The organism is Holdemania massiliensis AP2, assembly GCF_000327285.1.
GTDB classification, from domain to species: Bacteria; Bacillota_I; Bacilli_A; order Erysipelotrichales; family Erysipelotrichaceae; genus Holdemania; species Holdemania massiliensis.
Map to the genome: position 1 here is coordinate 941,749 of NZ_HE998568.1, position 20,810 is coordinate 962,558.

Sequence of the window (20,810 nt, forward strand, 5' to 3'; positions counted from 1 at the left end):
TTTCAGGGAAGCACAGAGGATCAGCGAATGGCGTTTTCCTTGATCAGCGTGCAGAAGTAAAGCAGCTGAGCGTTGTGGTAATCGCGGATATCCAGACCGGATTGTTCTATAAATTTCTGCAGCCGATAATTGACGGTATTGCGGTGCAGATACAGCTTCTGAGCAACCCGGATGGCATTTAAACCGGTGCTGACAAACGCTTTGGCGGTCGCCATCGCTTCAAAGCTGACATCGTCGAAATAATGCTCAGCCAAAGTGGTCAGCTTTGGTTCCCGGTTCAGATAGGCTAGGATCACCGCCTCCGCCAACATCAGGCAGAGGCCTTTTTTATGTCGGTGACAGAAGTTCAGTGCAGCCTCGGAAAGGGTATCTGAGCGATGCGTGATCAGGATCGTGAGCGGCTGATGTAGATCATCGCTTAAGATCGGAAGCAGTGAATCAAACAATGTTTTTAAATCCGCTTCACTGCTGATCACCCCGCGTCCGGCTTCCGTCAAATACAGCTCATATGGAGCGCCGAGATTTTCGGTTAAAACGGTTTCCAGAATCGACTGATCGACCGGATGATCCGCTAAAAATAAGGCATAGCTTTCCATATCATTCCAGCACGTCCAGCACGACGGATTCAAATGGACGCAGGATCAGCTTGGGCGGTTGGGGATGACTGTCAGGATAGCTGCTTAACAAACAGCGGACATGCCGGGCGGGAATCGTATATTCCGTATCCTTCCCGGTAAAATTGCTGACAACGAAAATGGTTTTTCCGCGATCGTCCCTTCGGTAGGCAAAGACATCCGGATGATCTTCATCCAAAAGCGCAAATTCACCTTCGATAAACACCGGCTTGTATTCCGCTGACTTTCTCAGTTTCAGCACCGCCCGGTAGTGATTCAAAATGGAATCGGGATCTTGATCCTGCGCTTCGACATTGATCGTGCGGTAGTTGCCGTTAACCTTACTGACCGGCGTTCGCATGGAAAACCCGGCGTTGGGCGCGGCGCTCCATTGCATCGGGGTGCGGGCGTTATCCCGCGAAGTTCTCCGGAAATGATCCATCAGCACCGCCAGCGGATATTGATCCTTGACGCCCTCATATAAATTTTTGACCCACACGTCCTGAAAATCGGAAAGTTCGGTGTAGTCCACGTTGGTCATGCCGATTTCTTCACCGTTGTACATAAACGGCGTACCATACATCAAATACAGTGTGTTGCAGAGCATCTTGGCGGAAGGCTTGTGATAATGCACAGGATCGCCGTATTGACTGACAACCCGCGGATGATCGTGATTCAGCCAGTAAACCGGCAGCCAGGCGCGCTCGTGCAGACCGTCGTACCAGGCGGCAAACGTTTTCTTCAGGGCGATCACGTCGGTTTTCACCTGTTCTGGGAAACTGACGGTTCCAGCGCTGATCCCGTTCGCCCAGCAATGATCAAACGTGAATACCATGTTGAACGCTCCGGTTTGCGCGTCGGCATAGTTCAGCGCCATATCCGGGGAGGCCCCGCCGCCGACCTCGCCGACCGTCACAATATCGTAATGCCGCAGAACTTGATCCTTCAATTCATCCAGATAATCAAACAGCGCCGGCAGATTGGAAAACTTCGACCAGTCCGGAGCGTTGCCCTGGGCATCCAGCGGCATCGTGCTGTCCTCAAAGCGCAGATCCTTGGCCAAATGCGCGACGGCATCGACGCGGAAGCCATCGACGCCTTCATCCAGCCAGAAGCGGGCCACTTCCATCATGCGTTCTCTGAGCTTGGGTTCGGCCCAGTTCAGATCCGGCATTTTCTCTGAAAAAATCTTCATATAATATTCGTCGGTCGCTGCATTGTAGCACCAGGCGGAATCGGAGAAAAAGCTCGACCAGTTGGTCGGCGGAATCCGCTGGCCCTGCGCGTTGATCCGCCCCTTCTTCCAGATATAATAGCTGTGTTCTTCACTTTCCTGATTGCGGCGGGCTTCGATAAACCAGGGATGTTCATCCGACGTGTGATTCAGCACAAGATCCAAAATGATCCGCAATCCCCGCTGATGCGCTTCCTGAATCAATTCACGGGCGTCATCCAGAGTCCCGAAGATCGGATCGACGGCATAATAATCGCTGACGTCATAGCCATTGTCATCCATCGGCGACTTGAAAAACGGACCGATCCACAACAGATCGACGCCCAGCGCTTTCAGATAATCCAGCTTGAACGTAATGCCTTTCAAATCGCCGATCCCGTCCCCGTTGGCATCATAAAACGTGCGTGGATAAATCTGATACCCTACCGCTTCTTTCCACCATGTTTTCATTTTTGTTTTCTCCTTGCTTTGGACCGATAGGTCAGATCGGAAAGTTCCGCCTGGCCTTTGCCGATGACGCTGAATCCCGGCTTCACGCTGAGGAATCCGTCATAGTTATTGTGATTGTAACCGGATATGTCGATCACATTGTTGATCTTTTGATATTGGCGGCCATCCTGACTAACATAAAATCTCAGGTACAGCTGCTTCAGTTCCATCCTCAGCCAGAGCTGTTCACCTGTCCCTTCGTGTCTTGCCAGCACCCGGTTGTGACGGATGATGCTGACGCCATGGGCATCGGCCAAAATTCCGGCACAGTGTTCAGGATTGTAGAAACAGCACAGTCCGGCTGAAACTTCCCCCTGCAGCTTCACGTGCACGTCGATCTGGAAATCATCCTCATTCACCGTCATAAGTAACGGCTCACTCTCCCCCAGCGTCCAGCCCCGTCCCTGCATTCGCAGAGTATTGGAAGCCGCCTCGAAGCGAGTTAAATCATGGTTTCGGAAGCTGCGCAGCGTCCAGGGAATTCCATTGCTGAAATCAAACTGAATGGTTTGCGGCAAAGCCGCGGTTGTTATCGGATGGGCGGAATCGACGTAAAACCAGCCGTTTTCATCAAAGCTGACCCGTTCGATAAGCATCTGTCTTCCCCAAAGCTGCCGATCCTTGCGGTAAGCATGATAAACAAGATAAGCGTTGCCTTCGGGATCGTCAATCAGCGTGCCATGGCCTTTGCAGTGCCAGGGTTCGCTGCGGCTGCGGCATTGCAGGACAGGATCATAAGGAGAAAATTCCCAGGGGCCGTCCAGACTGCGGCTGCGGGCCGAAACAACGCGATGGCCGGTGGCCGGCCCGGCTGTCCCGCCGGTCGCAAACGTGTAGTAAAACCAGCCGCCGCGGCGGCAAAGCTTCGGTCCTTCCATAAAATCGCCTTCTATGTCTTCGCGGCTGTCTATCTGATAAACAGGAAAAACCATCTCCGGTTCGCTGATTCGCTGAAGTCCGTCATCACTCAGCTTCACGCGCATGCCCCGGCTTAAAAACAGATAACGCTGGCCTTGATCATCCACCGCATGACCGGGATCGATATAATCCGGAATATCCAGCGGCAAAGGCTGGCTCCAGGGACCTTCGATATGATCGGCCCAGGTAACCCAGTTTTCCTGCTCCGCGTAAAAATAAATGTAGAAGCGTCCCTTTACTTCAACCAGATCCGGTGCCCAAATGTCATAATCAAAGTCGTTGAAGCAGTGGGTGACGAAATCCCAGTGAATCAGATCCGCGGAACGCAGCAGTGTCAGACAGGGACGATACTGCAGCGAGGAAAACGTCAGATAATATTCCGAACCCACCCGCAAAATCGAGGGATCGGGATAATCCCCCGGCAGGATCGGTTCCAGGATTTCAGTCCGCATGTTCTTTCAGGCGCTGAAATTCAGCCTGAACCCACAGGCTCATGCCGCGTACCTGACTTTCAAAATACGCCTTCCCCTGTTCGCCTGTCGCCTCGGTGACCGACAGGGAGCTGGCAATGCCCAGATCCTCACGCTCCAGTCCAACATTGGCCTGTTGATTAACCTGGGCGAGAGAGAGCGCCAGCATCATCGCTGTTTCATAGCCTCCGGCATGATCGCTGATCCGATATTCCGGCTTATCCGCCAGTTCAAACTCCATCGACGTCAGAACAAGTTTGCCCAGCGGAGCGAAATGATCGCGTACCTGATCCATGACTTGTTGCTGGATCGGCGGATTGTGACCGCTGATCAAAACGACCAGTTGGGCTCCGCGGTCAAAGTAATTGCCGCAGGCGTGGATCAGCAGTTCGGTTAACAACGGCAGCGGAATTTGATAAAAACTGCCCGGCAGCTTCATTCCGGCAAAGCCATCCATGCCATAACCGATCCCCTGCGGTCCTTCAATATCGACATCGGCCGCAAAGTGAATCGCCGGCATTACCACGCCGCCGATCTTTTGAGCCACGGCTTCGCACAGGGCCGCGGCTTTGATCGCATCGCAGCCCAAGGGATTCTGACGGCCGTGCCATTCCAGTGTCCCTAAGGGCTGATAGACCACCGGAAAGTCGTCCAGCCGTTTTATCAGCTGTCCCGGACGCAGCTTCTCCACCTGAACTTCGCTGCTTTCTTCTTTCGGGATCAACGAGTCGATTAATTTTTTATCGTACTGCATCTTTACACCTCATTTCCTTAACGCGGAGGCACTGTTCAGCAGTGCCGCATCCTCCCAGCCGACCAGCGTGATCTGATTTTCACGCAGACTTTGCCGGAAAACGGGATCCTTTAAAAACTGATAATCGCCGACACGCACTCTCCAGTCCGGGGCAATCGCCTTGAGTTCTTCACTTTCGACCGCAGGATGCGTGAAAAATTCACTGACGCCCTCCGGCAGATGCGCTAACATCGCCAAATAGCTGTCGCGGATGGAGGCATAGGTATAACGGTCATTCGGAAAACGGTCACTGTTGGGATTGAGATAGTCGATGATCGCAATTCCATGCGTATCTGCATAGGCGACGGCTGCCGCGGCCTGCGGGTTCGTTTGAGCCTTCGCTCGAGCCAGACGGAAGCTGAACCCTTCTTTCTGGCAATACTTTAAGGTTTCGATCAGATGGTTCTGCAGCGTCAGCATGTGATTATCCAGGTGGGTAAACGGAATTTCCTGCTTCCGCAGCCATTGAACCTGAGCCTGCATTTCCCGCATCAGATCCTCTGAATTGGCCTGATGCAGCACGTCCTCGGTGCGGTGAAAGAAATAACCTTCCTCATCCCGCAGGGAAGCAGCCTGTGAACTCATCGGCCCCCAACGGTAATTCTCCCATTCCGCGGTATGCGTGACATGCAGACCGACGTGAATTTCCGGATGTTGATGACACAGCGCCGCTGCTTCCTTGGCCCATGGGCAGCAGGCCATTAAGGTCGCGGAATGGATGCAGCCGGATTGAAACAGATCCAGCACTGCCATGTTGGCGCTGTGACACATGCCGAAGTCATCGGCGTTGATGATCAAATATTTACGCATGTGTAACCTCCTGCAGACTCAGACCCCTTGCCTGCACTGTTCCTTTTTCAACCAGGAAGCCGGCCGCACCGCAGGAATAGGTGCTGTCATGACAGATTAAACAGACTTCCCCATCCATGCTGACTTTCAGCTGATCAAAAAAAGCTTCAAATTTCATCGCGACTTCCTGATCCGCGGCATAGGCGAAGTCACACTCTGCGAGAATCTGCACGTCCCGATCCTTGCGGCACACAATCCGCAGCTTCTGGTCTTGCAGCACTGCCGCATAGTAGCGCTGCAGACCCGTCAGGCGCAGCACCAGACCGGCCGTTTTCTGAAGGGTTAAGATTAAGGTGGAGGCGATGCTGAGGTGGTGCCAGTCCTGATTGCCGATATAGACTAGACCGTTATCTTCCGTATGGGAAAGACAGAATGTAGAGAGATGATCGACCGTGCTGCAGCGGGTGCTGTCGGTAAAGGCCCGATACCAGCTTGGCACAGCCCGACCGGTTGTATAGTTGGGACTCATCGTCGAAATCTCCGTATAGGTCAGCGCTGGTTCTCCGCCATGATCGAGATGATGCACAAACAGCGGCTGCCCTTTGACAAGCAAGCCCATCCGCCAGATCGGATAACCGCGGCCAGGCGGAAGCGGCCAGTTCAGCGATTGTTTCCCATCTATGAGAATGAGATCCGACTGAAAGCGTTCTACTTGTTCTTCTGCATTGAAAAAGTCGACAAACAGCGTGACCTCAGTCAATCCGCCAGACTGCACCTCGCCATAGATGCGCTGTCCCCAATACAACAGCGGAGAAGCGACCAAGGCATAACCGCCAGCTTTTTCATGAAGCAGATCATAGAAAACCTCAGTTCGCCACTCCATCATTTTTCCTGCTTGAGGAATCAGTTCAATTCCAGGAACCCGGTTTACCGTTGTTCCCTGGAACGCTTCAAAGCCATGCGTGCAGCCAGGAAACAGAAAGGCGTAGCGCGGCCACAAGCTTTGTGTTTTTTCATGCAGCTGCCGGGCATCCGTGATCAGCTGCTGAGCCACCGTGCTGGCGTTTTCAATCGTCGCACCGCCCTCCGCACTGACAACCCACATTCGTTCATTCACCTGGGAGCGCAGAAACGCATGCCGATCCAGGTTTTCCAGGCCTAAGCGAATGGCTTCGATGCAGCCGACATTTCCAGCGTTGCAGTCGGTATCATAACCCGCCGAAGTTGCAATGCTGATGGCTTCCAGAAAATCATCGTGATCCAGGATGCAGCTCATGACAATGACCAGAAAATTCGTAATGATCGGACAGTTGCCGCCATAACGGGAGTATGGATGACAGGCTTCAATCTGATCCCGAGCCTGCCGCCAATGTGTGCTTTCCTCACAAACGTTGATCATCCATTCCACCAGCTCACTGACTTCAGGATCATTGACGATCGTATTGGCTTGGCGCATGGCTTGCCGGATGTCTTTCTCCTCAAACACCACGGCTTCCAGAACCGCGATCCAGGCCGCCATCGAAACCGCAATGCCATCATGGCTCACCTTCGCTGCCTCCGCAGCCATTGCCAGTGCCATTTCCGGATGTCCTAAATTGATCAGTCCCCAGCCGTCAATAAAAATCTGACTGCCGATCTGTTCGGCAACCGTTTTTCCATTATAGGCCATGGATCCGCTGTCCGGCGCGTCAATGCCTTCCTTTAACCGCAGATAAGCAGTATGTTCAGTCGAGCGAAACAACCCGCCCCACCAGAAAATCGTTTTTTCCTCGATCACCTTATTCAGCCAGTGAAGTCCGATCTGTCTGCTTTCCAAAGACGAGGGCATGCCGTTTTCCCGCAGCGCCTTCACAAACGTGAACGTCCCGGAAATATCATCATCTACTTCAATGATCGAAGATCCCACCTGGGAATGCACATAGCTGCGGATCTGACCGAACTGTTCCTGAATCCGCGCATAACTCCAGCCCTCGACCGGGCGGCCGAAATAAACACCGATGATCTTGCCTAAAACGCCGGCATAAACCGCGTCTTCCAGCTTCCTCATTGTTCTTCCTCACGATTGAGATGGGTGTAGAGTTCTTCCAGAAACCCGTCTTCGTCCAATTCACAGGCAATCGCATGATGCCCCTTTGACAGCGGCTGCCATGCGGTATAGCTGAGTGTTCCGCTTTTCATCAAATCGACGCGCATCTGTCCCCGTTGTACCTGAACTAATTCCGGGCGGAAAGCATAGGCCGCGGCCATCGGATCATGATAGCTGTATCCGTCAAACCGCTCAAACCAGACCTCGGACATCGCTTCGATCAGTTCACGATACTTCCCCTTGACATGGGTTTTCAGATAGTCCGGCGAATGGTGCAGTTTATACGTCACATCGCAGGGATAAATGATGAGTTCCGGAATGTCTGCATCCAGCACAATCTTCGCGGCAATTGGATCGCACAGCACATTCCAGTCCAGCCGGCCGACAAAATCGGGATGATTGTCCACTTTGCAGCCCATGATGATCACCCGTTTTAACAGGCGGGCAATGTCAGGATCCAGTGTGAACAGCACACCGAGATTGGTCAACGGCGCAACGCTGATCAGCGTCACCTCATGCGGATATTTCAGCACCGTCTGACGGATGAAGTCCACTGCGGATTTCTCCATCGCCAAACCGGTTGGGCTAAAGCGCTCCAGCACCCGTGCTTGAGGACAGCGGGGCTGTAATTCTTCATAGGCAATCGGCTTGCTAATGCCACTGTGCACGGGTACGGTTTTCCCGCTGCGATCAACAAACAGCTGGCACAGGGCCGCGCGTTTTTCCGCTTCCCCGCTTACCGTCGTAATCCCTAATAACTCGCATTCCGGATGATTCAGCAAATAGCCCAACGCAAACGCGTCGTCGATATCGCTGCCGATATCCGTATCAAAAATGATTTTTTCCATCGTTTTTTCCTCTCTCACGCAAAAAAAGAGAACTTAAGTGGTTAAACTTAAGCTCGTTAGGATTTGATTGCTCCTTCGGTCATGCCTTTGATAATATGCTTCTGCGCGAACAAAAACAGGATCAGCATCGGCAGGATCGCCAGGAAAGTGGACGTCAGGATCATATCCCACCGCTTGGTATAGGCCCCGACGAAGTTGGATACCGCCAGCGGCAGCGTCTGAATCGCATTGCCTTTGCCCAACACCATCAATGGCAGCAGGAAGTCGTTCCAGATCCAGATTCCGTTGAGGATGATGACAGTCACGATGATCGGCTTGAGCATCGGCAGAATGATATAAGCAAAGACCTGCCACTTGCTGCATCCGTCAATCGTCGCCGCTTCTTCAATCTCATACGGGATTCCCTTGATAAATCCGCAGAACATGAAAACCGACATCGACATGCCGAAACCCGTGTACGCAAAGATTGCGCCCGGATAGCTTCTTAACAACGGAATGTTGAGAAAAGTTCCCAATTCCTTAAACCAGGATACCAGCGGATACATGACAACCTGAAACGGGATGACCATCGCCGCGACAAACATAAAATAAACCAGCGTGGAAAAGCGGCTTTTATGCCGGACTAAGACCCAGGCCGCCATTGTCGCAAACAGGACGATCGTGATCAAAGAACCGACGGTGATAATCGTACTGGAAATAAACGCCGAAGAATAATGAACCGTCCGATCGGTAACTACGGCTTTGATGTTCTCAAACAGCACGCCCCAATCGCTCGGCAGGCCCAACGGATTCAATACGATATCACCGCTATGCTTGGCTGAGTTGATGACCACCAGAACAATCGGTGAAATATAGAGAAGGAACACGCAGATCGCAAAAACCTCCAGCAGCACCAGGTGCCATTTTCTTTTTGTCATCAGGATTCAATCTCCTTTCGTTTGGTAATCGACGTCTGAATTACGGAAACCACGACCAGAACCACAAACAGCATAACGGCGCGGGCCTGGCCCTCAGCCATCAGGTTGTTGACGGAAGCGGTGTTGTAAATGTTGACGGAAATCAGCTCTGTGGCCTTGATCGCCTGTCCCTGCCAGAGCATCGACGGGCCGCCGTTGGTCAGCGACATGACGACGTCATACGATTTAAAGCTGCTGCTGAGGGTTAAGAACAGCGCGACGGTAAAGGCCGGCATGATCATCGGAATGGTGATGTGGCGCAGCCGCTGCCAGGCGTTCGCGCCGTCGAGATCGGCGGATTCCAGCAGCTCCTTCGGCACATTCTGCAAAGCCGTGTAATAGATCATCATGATATAGCCGGCGTACTGCCAGGTTCCCGCGATGACCAAGGCCAGCACTGCCAGCTTTGGATCGGTCAGAAAGAAGGTGTTCGCCAAGAGCGAAATACCGTAGTTCTCGCCGATGCTGATCAGGACATTGTTGAAGATGAACTGCCAGATGTAGCCCAGAACAATGCCGCCGATCAAGTTCGGCAGGAAGAAGCCGGTCCGATAAATATTTCTTCCCTTGATCTTGGAAGAAACCAACAAGGCCAGTGAGAAAGCCACAACGTTGACCGAGATGAAGTTGATCAGCGCAAAGACAATCGTGATCATGGATGAATATTGGAAACGAATATCCTTAATACTGTTGATATAATTCTGCAGACCCACGAAATCAAATCCGCTCTGTGTAATGCCCGTCCAGTTGGTCAGAGAAAAGTAAATTCCCATAAAGAACGGAACGGCAATGACCAGCAGAAAGGACAGCAGCGCCGGCGCCAGAAACAACATGTACGTCAGCCGATCCGCCCTCTTTCGGGAAGTCAGCGTTTTCTTTTTTGCAGCCATGGAACATTCCCCTTTCTTAAAGAAAAGAGGGCAGACGAGTTCCGCTCGCCTACCCCCTCAGCCTACTTGTTCTTATTTTCCCAATGTTGCGATGGCATCCGCAAACATCTGGATGAATGTTGCTTTGTCAATATTGCCTAATGCAAACTGACCATAGATCGGACCTAAGGTATTCATATTGAATCCATCCGGCAGGGAATACTGGTTGGTGAAGCTGTAAGCCGTACCGCCCTGTTCAATCCAATCCGCCAGCGCTGAAGACAGCGGGCCCGTTGGACGATGCGTATTGTTTTCAAATGCAGAAACCAGACCGACTTCTTCCGTCATCATCTTCTGGCCTTCTTCGCTGAAGCACAGATCATTCAAGAATTTCTTAGCCAGATCCAGATTCGCGGAATCTTTATTCAGGCAGTACCAGGAAGGCGCGCCCGCAAACAGTCCGTTTGTCTCTTCAGCGCCTAAAGGAGCATGTGGCGCAAAGCCCATTTTGAATGTTCCGCCTGCTTCAAGAACCGGCTGATCAGCCCATGTTCCCTGATGCAGGAAAGCATATTTTCCAGCGCCGAATTCCGCCATCTGTTCATCATTGGAATTGACGGTCAGCATCTTCTTATCTGTGTAGTTAAACAGCAATTCAACCCAATCAGCATAGGTGGACAAACGCGCTGCGTCCACTTCACCCTTTAACGCCATATCTGTAACGGATGTATCGTCATAAGCCAAACCGGATGACAGGTAACCCGCAAAGTTATGATTGCCTAAAACCCAAGTTGAACCTTCAGCACTAACTAAGGAAACAACTGCAGTCAGACCCAGTTCATCCTTCATGCCGTCAATTTTAGCAAACGCTTCTTCATAAGCCGGCAAATTCGTCAATGTCTTCGGATCCACACCTGCTTTTTCCAGAATTTCTGCGTTGTAAGCTAAGCCATAGCCTTCAACCGCAACCGGATAGCCGTAAACTTTGCCGTCCTGGACAAATTCATACTGTGTCTGATCGACCCAAGCTTCGCCATCCATCGGTTCCATGATGTCCTTATACAGATTATAGCCTGTGATGCCTTCGATGACGAAGATATCCGGCGTTTCCCCCGCATTGATATCCGCTTTCATCGCCGCGCCGTAATCACAGCTGCCGGTGCAGGTTTTTACGACAACCTTCACGCCGTTGTCGGCGCCCCACTTTTCTGCATAATCCTGCATCGGCGTGGTAACTTCCGCTTTGTTCTGATAAACGATTAACGTTTTGGCTGCGTCTGTGCCGGAATTTCCTCCGTCATTTCCGCTTCCTCCGCCATTGCTGCCGCAGGCTGACACAGTTAAAGCCATGGCCAGCATCGCGGCTAACGCTACTAATTTCTTCATACGATGATTTTCCTCCTTCGTACCTTTCTTCTTTAATTATAATTGTAAGCGTTTGCATATTCAACCCCAAGGAGTTATTTTTGCTTTCAAAACATAATCTTATCTACCTTGTCAGTCAAAATTTCCTGAAAACATATCCGTTCTTTTCAATGTAAGCAAATCCTTTTTTTCTCATTTCATAAATTCAGAGTCCGAACATTCCCATTGGTTCATCATCTCTCCCCGCAAGGTCTTCACCCCCTGAAATGCATGCCAGCACCCGTTCAGCTGCAGGGATTTTTCCGCTTTTCGGCGCGTCAATGTCAAATGATGAAGCGTGACATCCAGTTTGATTTCACTGCCGTCAAACAGTTCAATCCAGCGGGTCGCAAAACCTTGCCACGAAGGAGGAACATGGATATTCAAGGTCAGCGTGCGGGTGATCGGGTTCATCTTCATCCCCGCCAGCATCTCGATCAGCGCCGACGCCGCGCAGGCACTTTCCCACGGCCGCTGCCCGCCGGAATACCCGATCATCGTTTTTTCCTGCAGTTGATAATATTCGCAAAACAAGCCGAACGGCGACGCCATTTTACCTAAATCGTCACAGACTTCCAGCATCGCTGGATCTTTTAGCTGACACAGCGCGCTCAGCAGCATCGCCGGCATCATTCCTGTGCAGCGATCCTCCCGATTCCGGCTTCGATACGGTCTAACCGCCTCCTTCTTCACCCGTTCAACCCCAGATCGGCCCAAGCGTTTCCACGGCTCATTCATATTGATCCAGTAGGGCATTAACAGCACGTCGCTGATCCAGTCCGGCTGGGATTGACTGATCTGAAAATACTGTCCTTCCTGACAATAATTCTGTTTCACAAGCGCTTCGCTCACCTGTGCTAAGCGTTGTTCAAACAAGGCCGCGTCGGCATTTTGATTCAGCTTCTCTGCCAGCTCCGTCATCCCCTGACAGTTTTTCAGATAGAGAAAACAGGAATCGGTGAAATCCGCTTCCTTACCCAGTCCGCTGATATGCACATAGGTTTCATCCCCGCTGCCGGAAAGCAGCGAAGCTTCAGAAAGCGATTGACACAAAACGTTATAGCGCAGAAGCGGATACGCCTCAGCCGCAAAGTCGAGATCCTGAGTGAGCTGAACATAATCCAGAACAAACAGATTGATATAGCTGGGCAGTTCCGTCTTCTCCCATTCCGTTGACATCGGTGGAAAAGGCTGCTGCGCAAAAGACCGCTGCGGCGTTATCGGATCATAGGCATTTTGAATTCCAAATTGACTTTCAAAGTCGAGATATGTCTGACAGATCCGCTTCATTTCCGAATGATTTAAACATTGCTGATGAAACCGGAAAATCCCATATTGATCCCGGATGTAATTCATGGGATAGATAAAACTTTGCGCTAAACCTGCTCCATTCGCAGCCGTCACAGCCTGAATCAGATCCTCCGTTCCCTGCAAGATTTTCACAAGCGGATCTGAAGGCAAGGCCCTCGGCGTCAGAAACCGATCCTGCTGCTTCCGTAAGCAGCGGCGCTGCAGTTCGTCACTGCTCAATTTTGCCAGCTGGGCTGCAGAAGCGGATGCGGCTTCCCGGTTCAAGCTCAGACAACTGACCAGTGAAACCGGATGATCCGGTTCAAGCTGAAGTCTGAATCCGGTTGGATCCACGCAAACCGGCGCATTGCACTGAACAGCCAGATAACGCGGCTTCCCCGCATAGCAATAAGCATTGGAAATATCCTGAAACAACCGGCGGGGCGCCCCCTGAAAGATCAGCTGTTCATCCTGAACCTGCACGAATTGATCTGGCTCGACTGAGGGCGCATACAGTTCGCTTTCCGGCTCCACCGGCGTACCTTCCCACCAGAGAAACTCACCATTGCGCGGGTCGGCTTCGATTCGGACACGCACTGCCAAAGCCGCGGTTGAGCGCAGGGTCCGTATCCAGACGCTGTCGCTGACAAATACCCCGTCCTCCACCCGCACCGAAGCCTCTCTTCCCTGACACAGCACATGATAGAATGCGCACTCCGCATCCGGCATGCCTGCCCTTTCTTCCGTCCACGGTTCTTGAGCCTCGATGGTAAAGCCAAAAGCCAGATTATTGCAGACATAATCCGGGCCGCTTACTGCCGCCACCGCCGTTTTGCTGCACGGATGGTCGGTCAGCACCGGTTTTCCATGACGCTGGATTTCTACACCCAGTCCGGCTGTGATCAATACCTGACCATTGCCGATCACATATCCATTTTCCAGCTTTGTATCCCTGTTCTTTTGCATGGTGCACTTCCTTTCTGCCAGCATGGCTTCTTCACCCAACCTCATGTTTCTGATTGATCGGTAATCCCTTGATCTCACCGGACTGTTTGACCCACTTCAAAACACGGTCATGAACAATCCTGACAGAATGAGCCATTCCCTATGCCTTTTATAGATCATACCATATTCAATTTGATCAGGAATGGAATTTCCGGGTTTTCTTCTGCCGCCGTCTTTCTTGGTTCAGATATTTCGCGATGCATCATCTGCTCTTCTGATCGTTCTTTCAGCAAATCCACAAAAAAATGAGCCGACATTGCATCAGCTCATTCTTCTTTATTCTGTGTTGTTCGCTCTTACAGTTCAGCGAAGTATTTGATTGTACGAACCATCTGGCTTGTGTAGCTGTTTTCGTTATCGTACCAAGAAACAACCTGAACCTGATAGGTTTCGTCATCAATCTTTGTAACCATGGTCTGTGTTGCATCAAACAGAGAACCATAAGTGATACCGATGATATCGCTGGAAACCAGTTCTTCTTCAGTATAACCGAAAGAAGCGTTAGCCGCAGCCTTCATGGCAGCATTGATGCCTTCTTTTGTGACGTCTTTGCCCTTAACAACCGCAACCAGCAGAGTTGTTGAACCTGTCGGAACCGGTACACGCTGAGCCGAACCGATCAGCTTGCCGTTCAGTTCTGGAATAACCAGACCGATCGCCTTCGCAGCACCTGTGCTGTTTGGAACGATGTTGATGGCAGCCGCGCGGGCACGACGCAGATCCCCTTTGCGCTGAGGGCCGTCCAGAGTCATCTGATCGCCTGTGTAAGCATGAACTGTGGTCATGATACCGCTGACGATTGGAGCATATTTGTTCAATGTGTTCGCCATTGGAGCTAAGCAGTTTGTCGTGCAGGAAGCAGCGGAAATAACTGTGTCTTCCTTTGTCAGAACGTCTTCGTTAACGCCGAAGACAACGGTCGGCAGATCGTTTCCAGCAGGAGCGGAAATAACGACTTTCTTAGCGCCAGCTTCGATATGAGCGGAAGCCTTCGCTTTCGATGTATAGAAGCCTGTGCATTCCAGAACAACATCGACACCCAGTTCACCCCAAGGCAGTTCTTTCGCATCAGCCTTAGCATAGATTTCGATTTCATGTCCGTCAACGACGATTGAAGATTCCTTCGCTTCAACGGTATGGCCTGTGAAAGGGCCCTGAGCTGAATCATATTTCAACAGATGAGCTAACATTCTAGGGCTTGTCAGATCGTTGATGGCTACAACTTCATAACCTTCGGCAACAAACATCTGGCGGAAAGCAAGACGTCCGATGCGTCCAAAACCATTAATCGCAACTTTTACTGTCATTTTATAGACCTCCTTATGACACGACTTAATTATAGTGTTTAAGGCGTTAAATGTCAATTGTGAATGACTTCACTTAGCCATTTTCACGATTGCTTTACAATTTTTTGATTCCCAAGTATTGACGGGCTGAATTCTGGCATACTGTAAAAGGAAAGGAGTCTTCTCCATGACCTTAATTCCTACGATTATTGAACAGTCCGCCCGCAGCGAGCGGGCTTACGATCTGATCTCCTGCCTGCTGAAAGAGCGGATCATCCTGCTGACCGCACCGATCGACGATACGGTATCCGGCAACCTGTGCGCCCAGCTTTTATATCTGGCCTCCCGCTCAGGTCAGGATATTCAGCTGTATATCAATTCCCCTGGCGGCAGCGTCAGCGCCGGTTTGGCGATTTATGATACGATGCGCTTAATTCGCTGCGATGTTTCCACCATCTGCATGGGCATGGCCGCCAGCATGGCAGCCGTTTTGTTAGCCGGAGGCACCCGCGGCAAACGCTTCGCCCTGCCCAACAGTGAAATCATGATCCATCAACCCTTAGGCGGTGTTCAGGGACAAGCCGCTGATGTGAAGATCGCCGCCGAGCATATTCTCCAGATCCGCCAACGGCTCAACACCCTGCTGGCAGCGGATACTGGCCGCAGCCTGAGGGAAATTTCCGAGGACAGCGATCGCGACCGGTATTTCAGTGCTGAGGAAGCGAAGAATTACGGCCTGATCGACGATCTGGTACACAAGCAGAAGTAAGTCTTTCCGCCTTCGGGCGGTTTTTTTGTTATTGACTCAGCTTTTTCCCAAGCTTTCCAGGAAACGAACGGCGGTTTACGCCTTCCGCAGCGATCTGGAAAGCAGCCTGATTTCAAGCCTTTTCCGCAGTTCTCTTATTTCTGTTTTGTTTTTCGCCGCTTGCTGGTTTTCCGCCTGAGGTTATGCTATTCTTATGATAATAAAAGACGGATATAAAATTGAAAACGAGGTAGGATAGAATGGAAAATCCCACTTTTAGAGTCAGTGAGTTCTTTAAAAAAACGGCCGAGGCGGTATTGCTTCAGCGGGATCTCAAATCATTTAAAACGGTGCTGAATGAAACACTGCTGTGCCGCGGCGTCGATCGGGAAACGGCGCTGGGTCGCGAAGATCTTCTGCTTTGGCTGAACCGCTATTACCGTCAAACTCCGCAGCCCGTTTCGCTGCATTGGATTCACATTGAGGTTGTGCGGAAGCAGCCGCGCCTGTGCGTTTTGTTCGCTGCTTTTCAGCTCGGCTATCCAGACCGTCCCGCGATCCGGATTCAGCTGCGTCTGGAAGCGGAAACGCCGCGGTTTTCGGTCCTGCTGCTGGATCTGGATCTGCCTTCAGCCTTAAAGCTGCCCAATGCCGGCGTCAGTGCTCCGCAGCCTTCATTTACAATGCTGGAAGCCGCGATCGATCAGGAAACGGTCGGTGTTTATTGGGAAGAGAACCTGCCGTTGTTCTATATCAGCTCCTCTTTGTTAAAAGCCTTGAACTTCACCTATGATGAATTTTATCTGCAATGTCAAGGACAACTGGATCTGCTTCTTTATCCCGACGACGTCGGCCCGGCTAAAGCCCAGGCCCGCCAAGCGCTTCAGCAAGCCAATCAATTTGAACTTACACTGCGTTTAACCCGCCGGGACCGTTCCGTTTTATGGCGGCAGTGCCGGGGTTTCCGCTTTTTGACCGATCAGGGACGAATCGCAGTGCTGATCTTTTTTTCCGACATTCAAGCGGCGATGCTTCGTCAGAGCGAACTGCAGTCAGAGCTGAATACTCTGCAGCAGCGAAATGCGGAAATGGCGATGCTGACCGATCATCTGCCCGGCGGTATTTGTCTGGTCCAGGTGGACGACGCGCTGACGCTGCTGTATGCGAATCTGCGGTTCTATGGGATTCTTCAGCGAAGTGCCGATCAGATCCGCAGCACCTTTCATAATGAACTAAGCCGGCTGATTCCAAAGGAAGATCACAAGCGTGTCCTGAGTCAGATCAAGGAAGCCTTTGCCGCTGGAAAACCGGGTTTGAAATTTCAGCTGCGGCTGAACGGCGGATCTGGTGTTCAGTATCTATTGATCTATGCCGCGTTTGCCCAAACCGGCAGTCTTCAGACAATCAACTGCGTAGTCGTGGACATCACCGCCGACAAGCAGCAGGCGCTCCAAAGTCAGGCCAACGACCAGCGGTTTCAGGTTCTTCTGGATCAAACGGGCTGCCTTTTATTCGACTACAATATCCGGAAAAATGAAATTATTGGAAGTCCGCGGACCTGCGAACGCTATGATTTTCCATCACAGCCGGCCAATCCTGAATTTTTCATTGAACAGGGTTATATTCAGCCGCAGTTCAGCGAAGCTTTTCTTATGGTCTTCAGTCAGCTGCGGCAGGGCGAGAATCATGCCGGCAGCCTGATCAAAACCCGAGGTCATGATGGAATCTATCATTGGACCCAGCTGACATTAACTGCGCTGCACAATGAATACGGATCCCAGGAGCAGGCTGTCGGCATTCTTGAAGATGTCACGCTGCAGAAGGACGCTGAACTGGCTTATGCCAAGGAACAGCAGTACCGCCAGGCAATCGCCGCCGGGGCCTGCTTAATGATCGAGATCAATCTCTGCGACAACCTTGTCGAAAAAATCAGCGGCGAATGGAGCTTTTTGATCAGCGAGGCCGTCCAGACCCCTTACGATCAATTTCAAAAGAACGTCGCCCGCCAGCAGATTCATCCGGATGAGCGGAAAGCCTTCCTTAAGACCTTCAGCCGGGAAGCGATCAAATCCGCCTACGGTCAGGATCAACGCGAGATCACGCTGCAGTACCGCCGGCTTTCGGAAAAACGCCAGATGGTCTGGGTGGAAACGACCGCGCATATTATTCAGGATCCGGCTACCGCGCATTTGAAAGTGCTGTTTTTTATCCGCAACATCGACAAGGAAAAGCGCCATGAACTGATTCTGCAGTATCAGTCCCAGCGGGATTCCCTGACCGGACTGCTTAACAAAGGCTCCACGGAGGCGCAGATTCAGTCTGTCCTGGAAAGTCATCCGCAGGCGCTGCATGCGCTTCTGATTCTGGATATTGATGAGTTCAAGCATATCAACGATACCTTTGGGCATCTCTATGGGGATCAGGTTCTGGCCCGCATCGCCCGGCAGATCCGCGAGGTTTTCCGCGCCGACGACGTATTAGGGCGGATCGGCGGCGATGAATTTGCGATCTTTATGAAAAACTGCCGAACGGAACAGATCGTCAAAGAGAAAGCAGAACAGCTGAGTCAGGCCGTCGCCGCCCTGTTTTCCGGCAGCATCTCCTGCAGCGTCGGCGTTTCTTTTTATTCCAAAGACGGCACTTATTTTTACAAGCTTTATCAAAATGCCGATATCGCCCTGTATCAGTCCAAACGCCAAGGGAAAAATCAGGTGCAGTTCTATCTGCCTTCGATGAAGCAGGAAAGCTGGAAGGTCAACAATACCAAGATTGACGATCAGCCGGACACGGCGCCGGATGTTTCGATCATCCCGGAGCTGGAGGAACATTTGACCTCACAGCTGCTGGAAGAGCTGAACGACGTGATCTATGTCAGCGACCCTAACACCTATGAGCTGCTGTTTATCAACCGCACGATTAAAGAGGATCTCAACATCATTGATGATTATATCGGCAAAAAATGCTATGCGGTGCTGCAGGGACGGGATTCCCCCTGTCCGTTCTGCACCAACAGCAAGCTGAAATTCAATGAGTATTATGTCTGGGAGCACACCAATGAATTGATGAACCGGGACTTCATCGTCAAGGATAAGCTGATTCAGTGGCAGGGCCGGACAGCGCGCATGGAATTTGCGATGGACATCGCCGAACACAATCATTTAAGTAAAGAGCTGTCGCTGCAGCTGGAACGCGGCAATGCTTTGCTGAGCAGTGTTCGCCGCATCGTCGTGGCTCAGTCCATGACCGAAGCCATAAAGCTTTGTCTTGCTGATATCGGTCATTATTATAAAGCGGAACGTACCCTGCTCAGCTTTACCGGCGAGTCCCATTCTCTGCATGAGTGGCCTGGGCCTTCGCTGTCGGGACTGGCTGAAACCTGGACGGCCTTGACAGCAACATTATTCGGACCAGATTGCGCCTATTTTCATACGCATTCCGATTTTGTGCTGCTGGATATGGATCTGATGAAGAGTCAGAATGCAGAACTGGCGCGCAGTTTTATGCGTCTGGGACTGCATTCTCTGCTGGCGGTTCCGCTGCTTTGCCAAGATCAGATTCTCGGCTGCTGCGTAATCATCAATCCGACAGCCCAGGGTCAGGATTTAAGCTTCGCCCAATCTCTGGCCACTTTCCTAGTCAGCGAACTGATGAAATATCAGGCGGTGGAAAAACTGCGGTTCATGAGTTACCGGGATCCGCTGACCGGCTTGTATAACCGCAATCAGTATGTTCAATTACTGGAAAACTGGCAGCAGAATCCGCCGGCTCAAGCGGGAGTTGCCGTCTTCGATGTCAATGGGTTGAAGGAACTCAACGAATTATATGGTCATCATTATGGGGATCAGGTTCTGGTCGAAGTCGCCCGCATTCTAAAGCTGCAAGCCTGTACCGATCAGCTGTTTCGTCTGGGCGGCGACGAGTTTATCGCAGTTTATGAAAAAATTACGCATGCCGACTTCCAGCAAAGTCTAGCCCGGCTGAAAAAAGCGTTCACGTTAATTCTCAACGGTGTTTCCCTGGGCGGCAGCTGGAGTGAGGATGAAGCGGACATCAACAGCCTGCTGAGCCATGCCAATCAGCTGATGATCATCGCTAAGCAAAATTATTATAAAACAACGGAAACCGTGACCAAGCATTATCATCCTCAATCCCTGCAGCGGTTAAAAGAAGCGCTCCAAGAAAATCGTTTCCTTGTCTATATCCAGCCGAAGGCGGATCTTAAAAGCGGGCGGATTCTGGGCGGCGAAGCTTTGATCCGCTATCTGCATCCGCAGCTGGGAATCATGCCTCCGTCACGCTTTGTGCCGGGCCTTGAAAAAGAACATCTGATCCGCATGATTGACTTCTTTGTACTGAATGAAGTCTGCCGCATTCAGCAGCGCCGTCAGCATGAAAGCAAAGACGCCGTTGTGCTCTCACTCAATTTCTCACGGATTACATTGTTGGAAGACAACATGGCGCTGGAAGTGGAAAAGATTCTTTCCCAATATGATTTCGATCCCGGCTTAATAGAAATCGAAATCACGGAAACGGTCGGCGAGCTGGAAAAAGCAACACTGCGTTCGATCATTCAATCGCTGAAACGGCTGCGGTTAAGAATTTCACTGGATGATTTCGGAACCAAATATACCAATCTGAGCCTGCTGACCGTCGCTGACTTCGATGTTTTGAAGCTGGACCGCAGCCTAATTCAAGGCCTGGCGGATTCTGCCCAGAATCAGATCATCGTCGCCAGTATCATTCAAATGTGTCACCAATTGGGCGTCAGCGTCATTGCCGAAGGCGTAGAAACCGAAGCTCAGCGGGCGATGCTGCTGCAACTGCAATGCCGCTTAGGCCAGGGATATCTGTTTGGCAAACCGATGCCGGTGGGAGATTTCCGTATGCTTTACAATCAGAACAAACCGGCATGATCAAGGAATCGCCGGCTGATTCGTTTTTTTGGCTTATGCCGAATGAATTCTGATCCTAACTATTAAAACGAACCTTGGTCAAGATAAAAGGAACGGTA

At 51.3% G+C, this 20,810-nt stretch carries 14 protein-coding genes; 2 read left to right on the forward strand and 12 right to left on the reverse strand.

Annotation, left to right across the window (positions count from 1 at the left end):
* Window positions 1-20: 20 nt before the first annotated feature.
* The 12 genes from BN162_RS12185 to gap all read right to left on the reverse strand — a co-directional run bounded on the left by BN162_RS12185 (window position 21) and on the right by gap (window position 15,072).
* Window positions 21-596, reverse strand: coding sequence for a helix-turn-helix domain-containing protein (locus BN162_RS12185; protein ID WP_020225394.1), 576 nt, complete (start codon window positions 594-596; stop codon window positions 21-23).
* A gap of 1 nt (window position 597) precedes the next feature.
* Window positions 598-2,298 (reverse strand): glycoside hydrolase family 13 protein, encoded by a 1,701-nt coding sequence (locus BN162_RS12190; RefSeq protein WP_020225395.1) that lies wholly within the window; start codon window positions 2,296-2,298, stop codon window positions 598-600.
* Window positions 2,295-3,707, reverse strand: a complete 1,413-nt coding sequence (locus tag BN162_RS12195) for a family 43 glycosylhydrolase (protein ID WP_020225396.1) — start codon at window positions 3,705-3,707, stop codon at window positions 2,295-2,297. The genes BN162_RS12190 and BN162_RS12195 overlap by 4 nt, the downstream gene beginning before the upstream one ends.
* A complete protein-coding gene (locus BN162_RS12200) occupies window positions 3,697-4,479 on the reverse strand; it encodes a creatininase family protein (RefSeq protein ID WP_020225397.1) in 783 nt (260 codons plus the stop codon). The genes BN162_RS12195 and BN162_RS12200 overlap by 11 nt, the downstream gene beginning before the upstream one ends.
* Before the next feature lie 9 nt (window positions 4,480-4,488).
* Window positions 4,489-5,328 (reverse strand): polysaccharide deacetylase family protein, encoded by an 840-nt coding sequence (locus BN162_RS12205; protein ID WP_020225398.1) that lies wholly within the window; start codon window positions 5,326-5,328, stop codon window positions 4,489-4,491.
* Complete coding sequence (locus BN162_RS12210) at window positions 5,321-7,354, reverse strand: ADP-ribosylglycohydrolase family protein (protein ID WP_020225399.1); 2,034 nt, start codon at window positions 7,352-7,354, stop codon at window positions 5,321-5,323. Before BN162_RS12210 ends, BN162_RS12205 begins: the two co-directional genes overlap by 8 nt.
* Window positions 7,351-8,241 (reverse strand): nucleoside hydrolase, encoded by an 891-nt coding sequence (locus tag BN162_RS18020; protein WP_020225400.1) that lies wholly within the window; start codon window positions 8,239-8,241, stop codon window positions 7,351-7,353. The genes BN162_RS12210 and BN162_RS18020 overlap by 4 nt, the downstream gene beginning before the upstream one ends.
* Before the next feature lie 56 nt (window positions 8,242-8,297).
* The gene (locus BN162_RS12220) at window positions 8,298-9,158 is read right to left on the reverse strand and encodes a carbohydrate ABC transporter permease (protein ID WP_020225401.1); all 861 of its coding nucleotides are present in this window, start codon (window positions 9,156-9,158) and stop codon (window positions 8,298-8,300) included.
* Window positions 9,158-10,087, reverse strand: a complete 930-nt coding sequence (locus BN162_RS12225) for a carbohydrate ABC transporter permease (RefSeq protein WP_020225402.1) — start codon at window positions 10,085-10,087, stop codon at window positions 9,158-9,160. The genes BN162_RS12220 and BN162_RS12225 overlap by 1 nt, the downstream gene beginning before the upstream one ends.
* A 72-nt stretch (window positions 10,088-10,159) precedes the next feature.
* Complete coding sequence (locus BN162_RS12230) at window positions 10,160-11,452, reverse strand: ABC transporter substrate-binding protein (protein WP_020225403.1); 1,293 nt, start codon at window positions 11,450-11,452, stop codon at window positions 10,160-10,162.
* Between the two features lie 171 nt (window positions 11,453-11,623).
* The gene (locus BN162_RS12235) at window positions 11,624-13,726 is read right to left on the reverse strand and encodes a hypothetical protein (protein ID WP_020225404.1); all 2,103 of its coding nucleotides are present in this window, start codon (window positions 13,724-13,726) and stop codon (window positions 11,624-11,626) included.
* 335 nt (window positions 13,727-14,061) lie between these two features.
* Entirely contained in the window at window positions 14,062-15,072 is a 1,011-nt protein-coding gene (gap, locus tag BN162_RS12240) for a type I glyceraldehyde-3-phosphate dehydrogenase (RefSeq protein ID WP_020225407.1), read from the reverse strand.
* A 166-nt stretch (window positions 15,073-15,238) separates the two neighbouring features.
* On the opposite strand from gap, the gene BN162_RS12245 reads away from it, so the two are divergent.
* Window positions 15,239-15,820: an ATP-dependent Clp protease proteolytic subunit gene (locus tag BN162_RS12245; RefSeq protein ID WP_020225409.1), complete on the forward strand. Its 582-nt coding sequence runs from the start codon at window positions 15,239-15,241 to the stop codon at window positions 15,818-15,820.
* 239 nt (window positions 15,821-16,059) lie between these two features.
* Window positions 16,060-20,712, forward strand: coding sequence for a bifunctional diguanylate cyclase/phosphodiesterase (locus tag BN162_RS12250; protein WP_020225410.1), 4,653 nt, complete (start codon window positions 16,060-16,062; stop codon window positions 20,710-20,712).
* The last annotated feature ends 98 nt before the right edge of the window (window positions 20,713-20,810 follow it).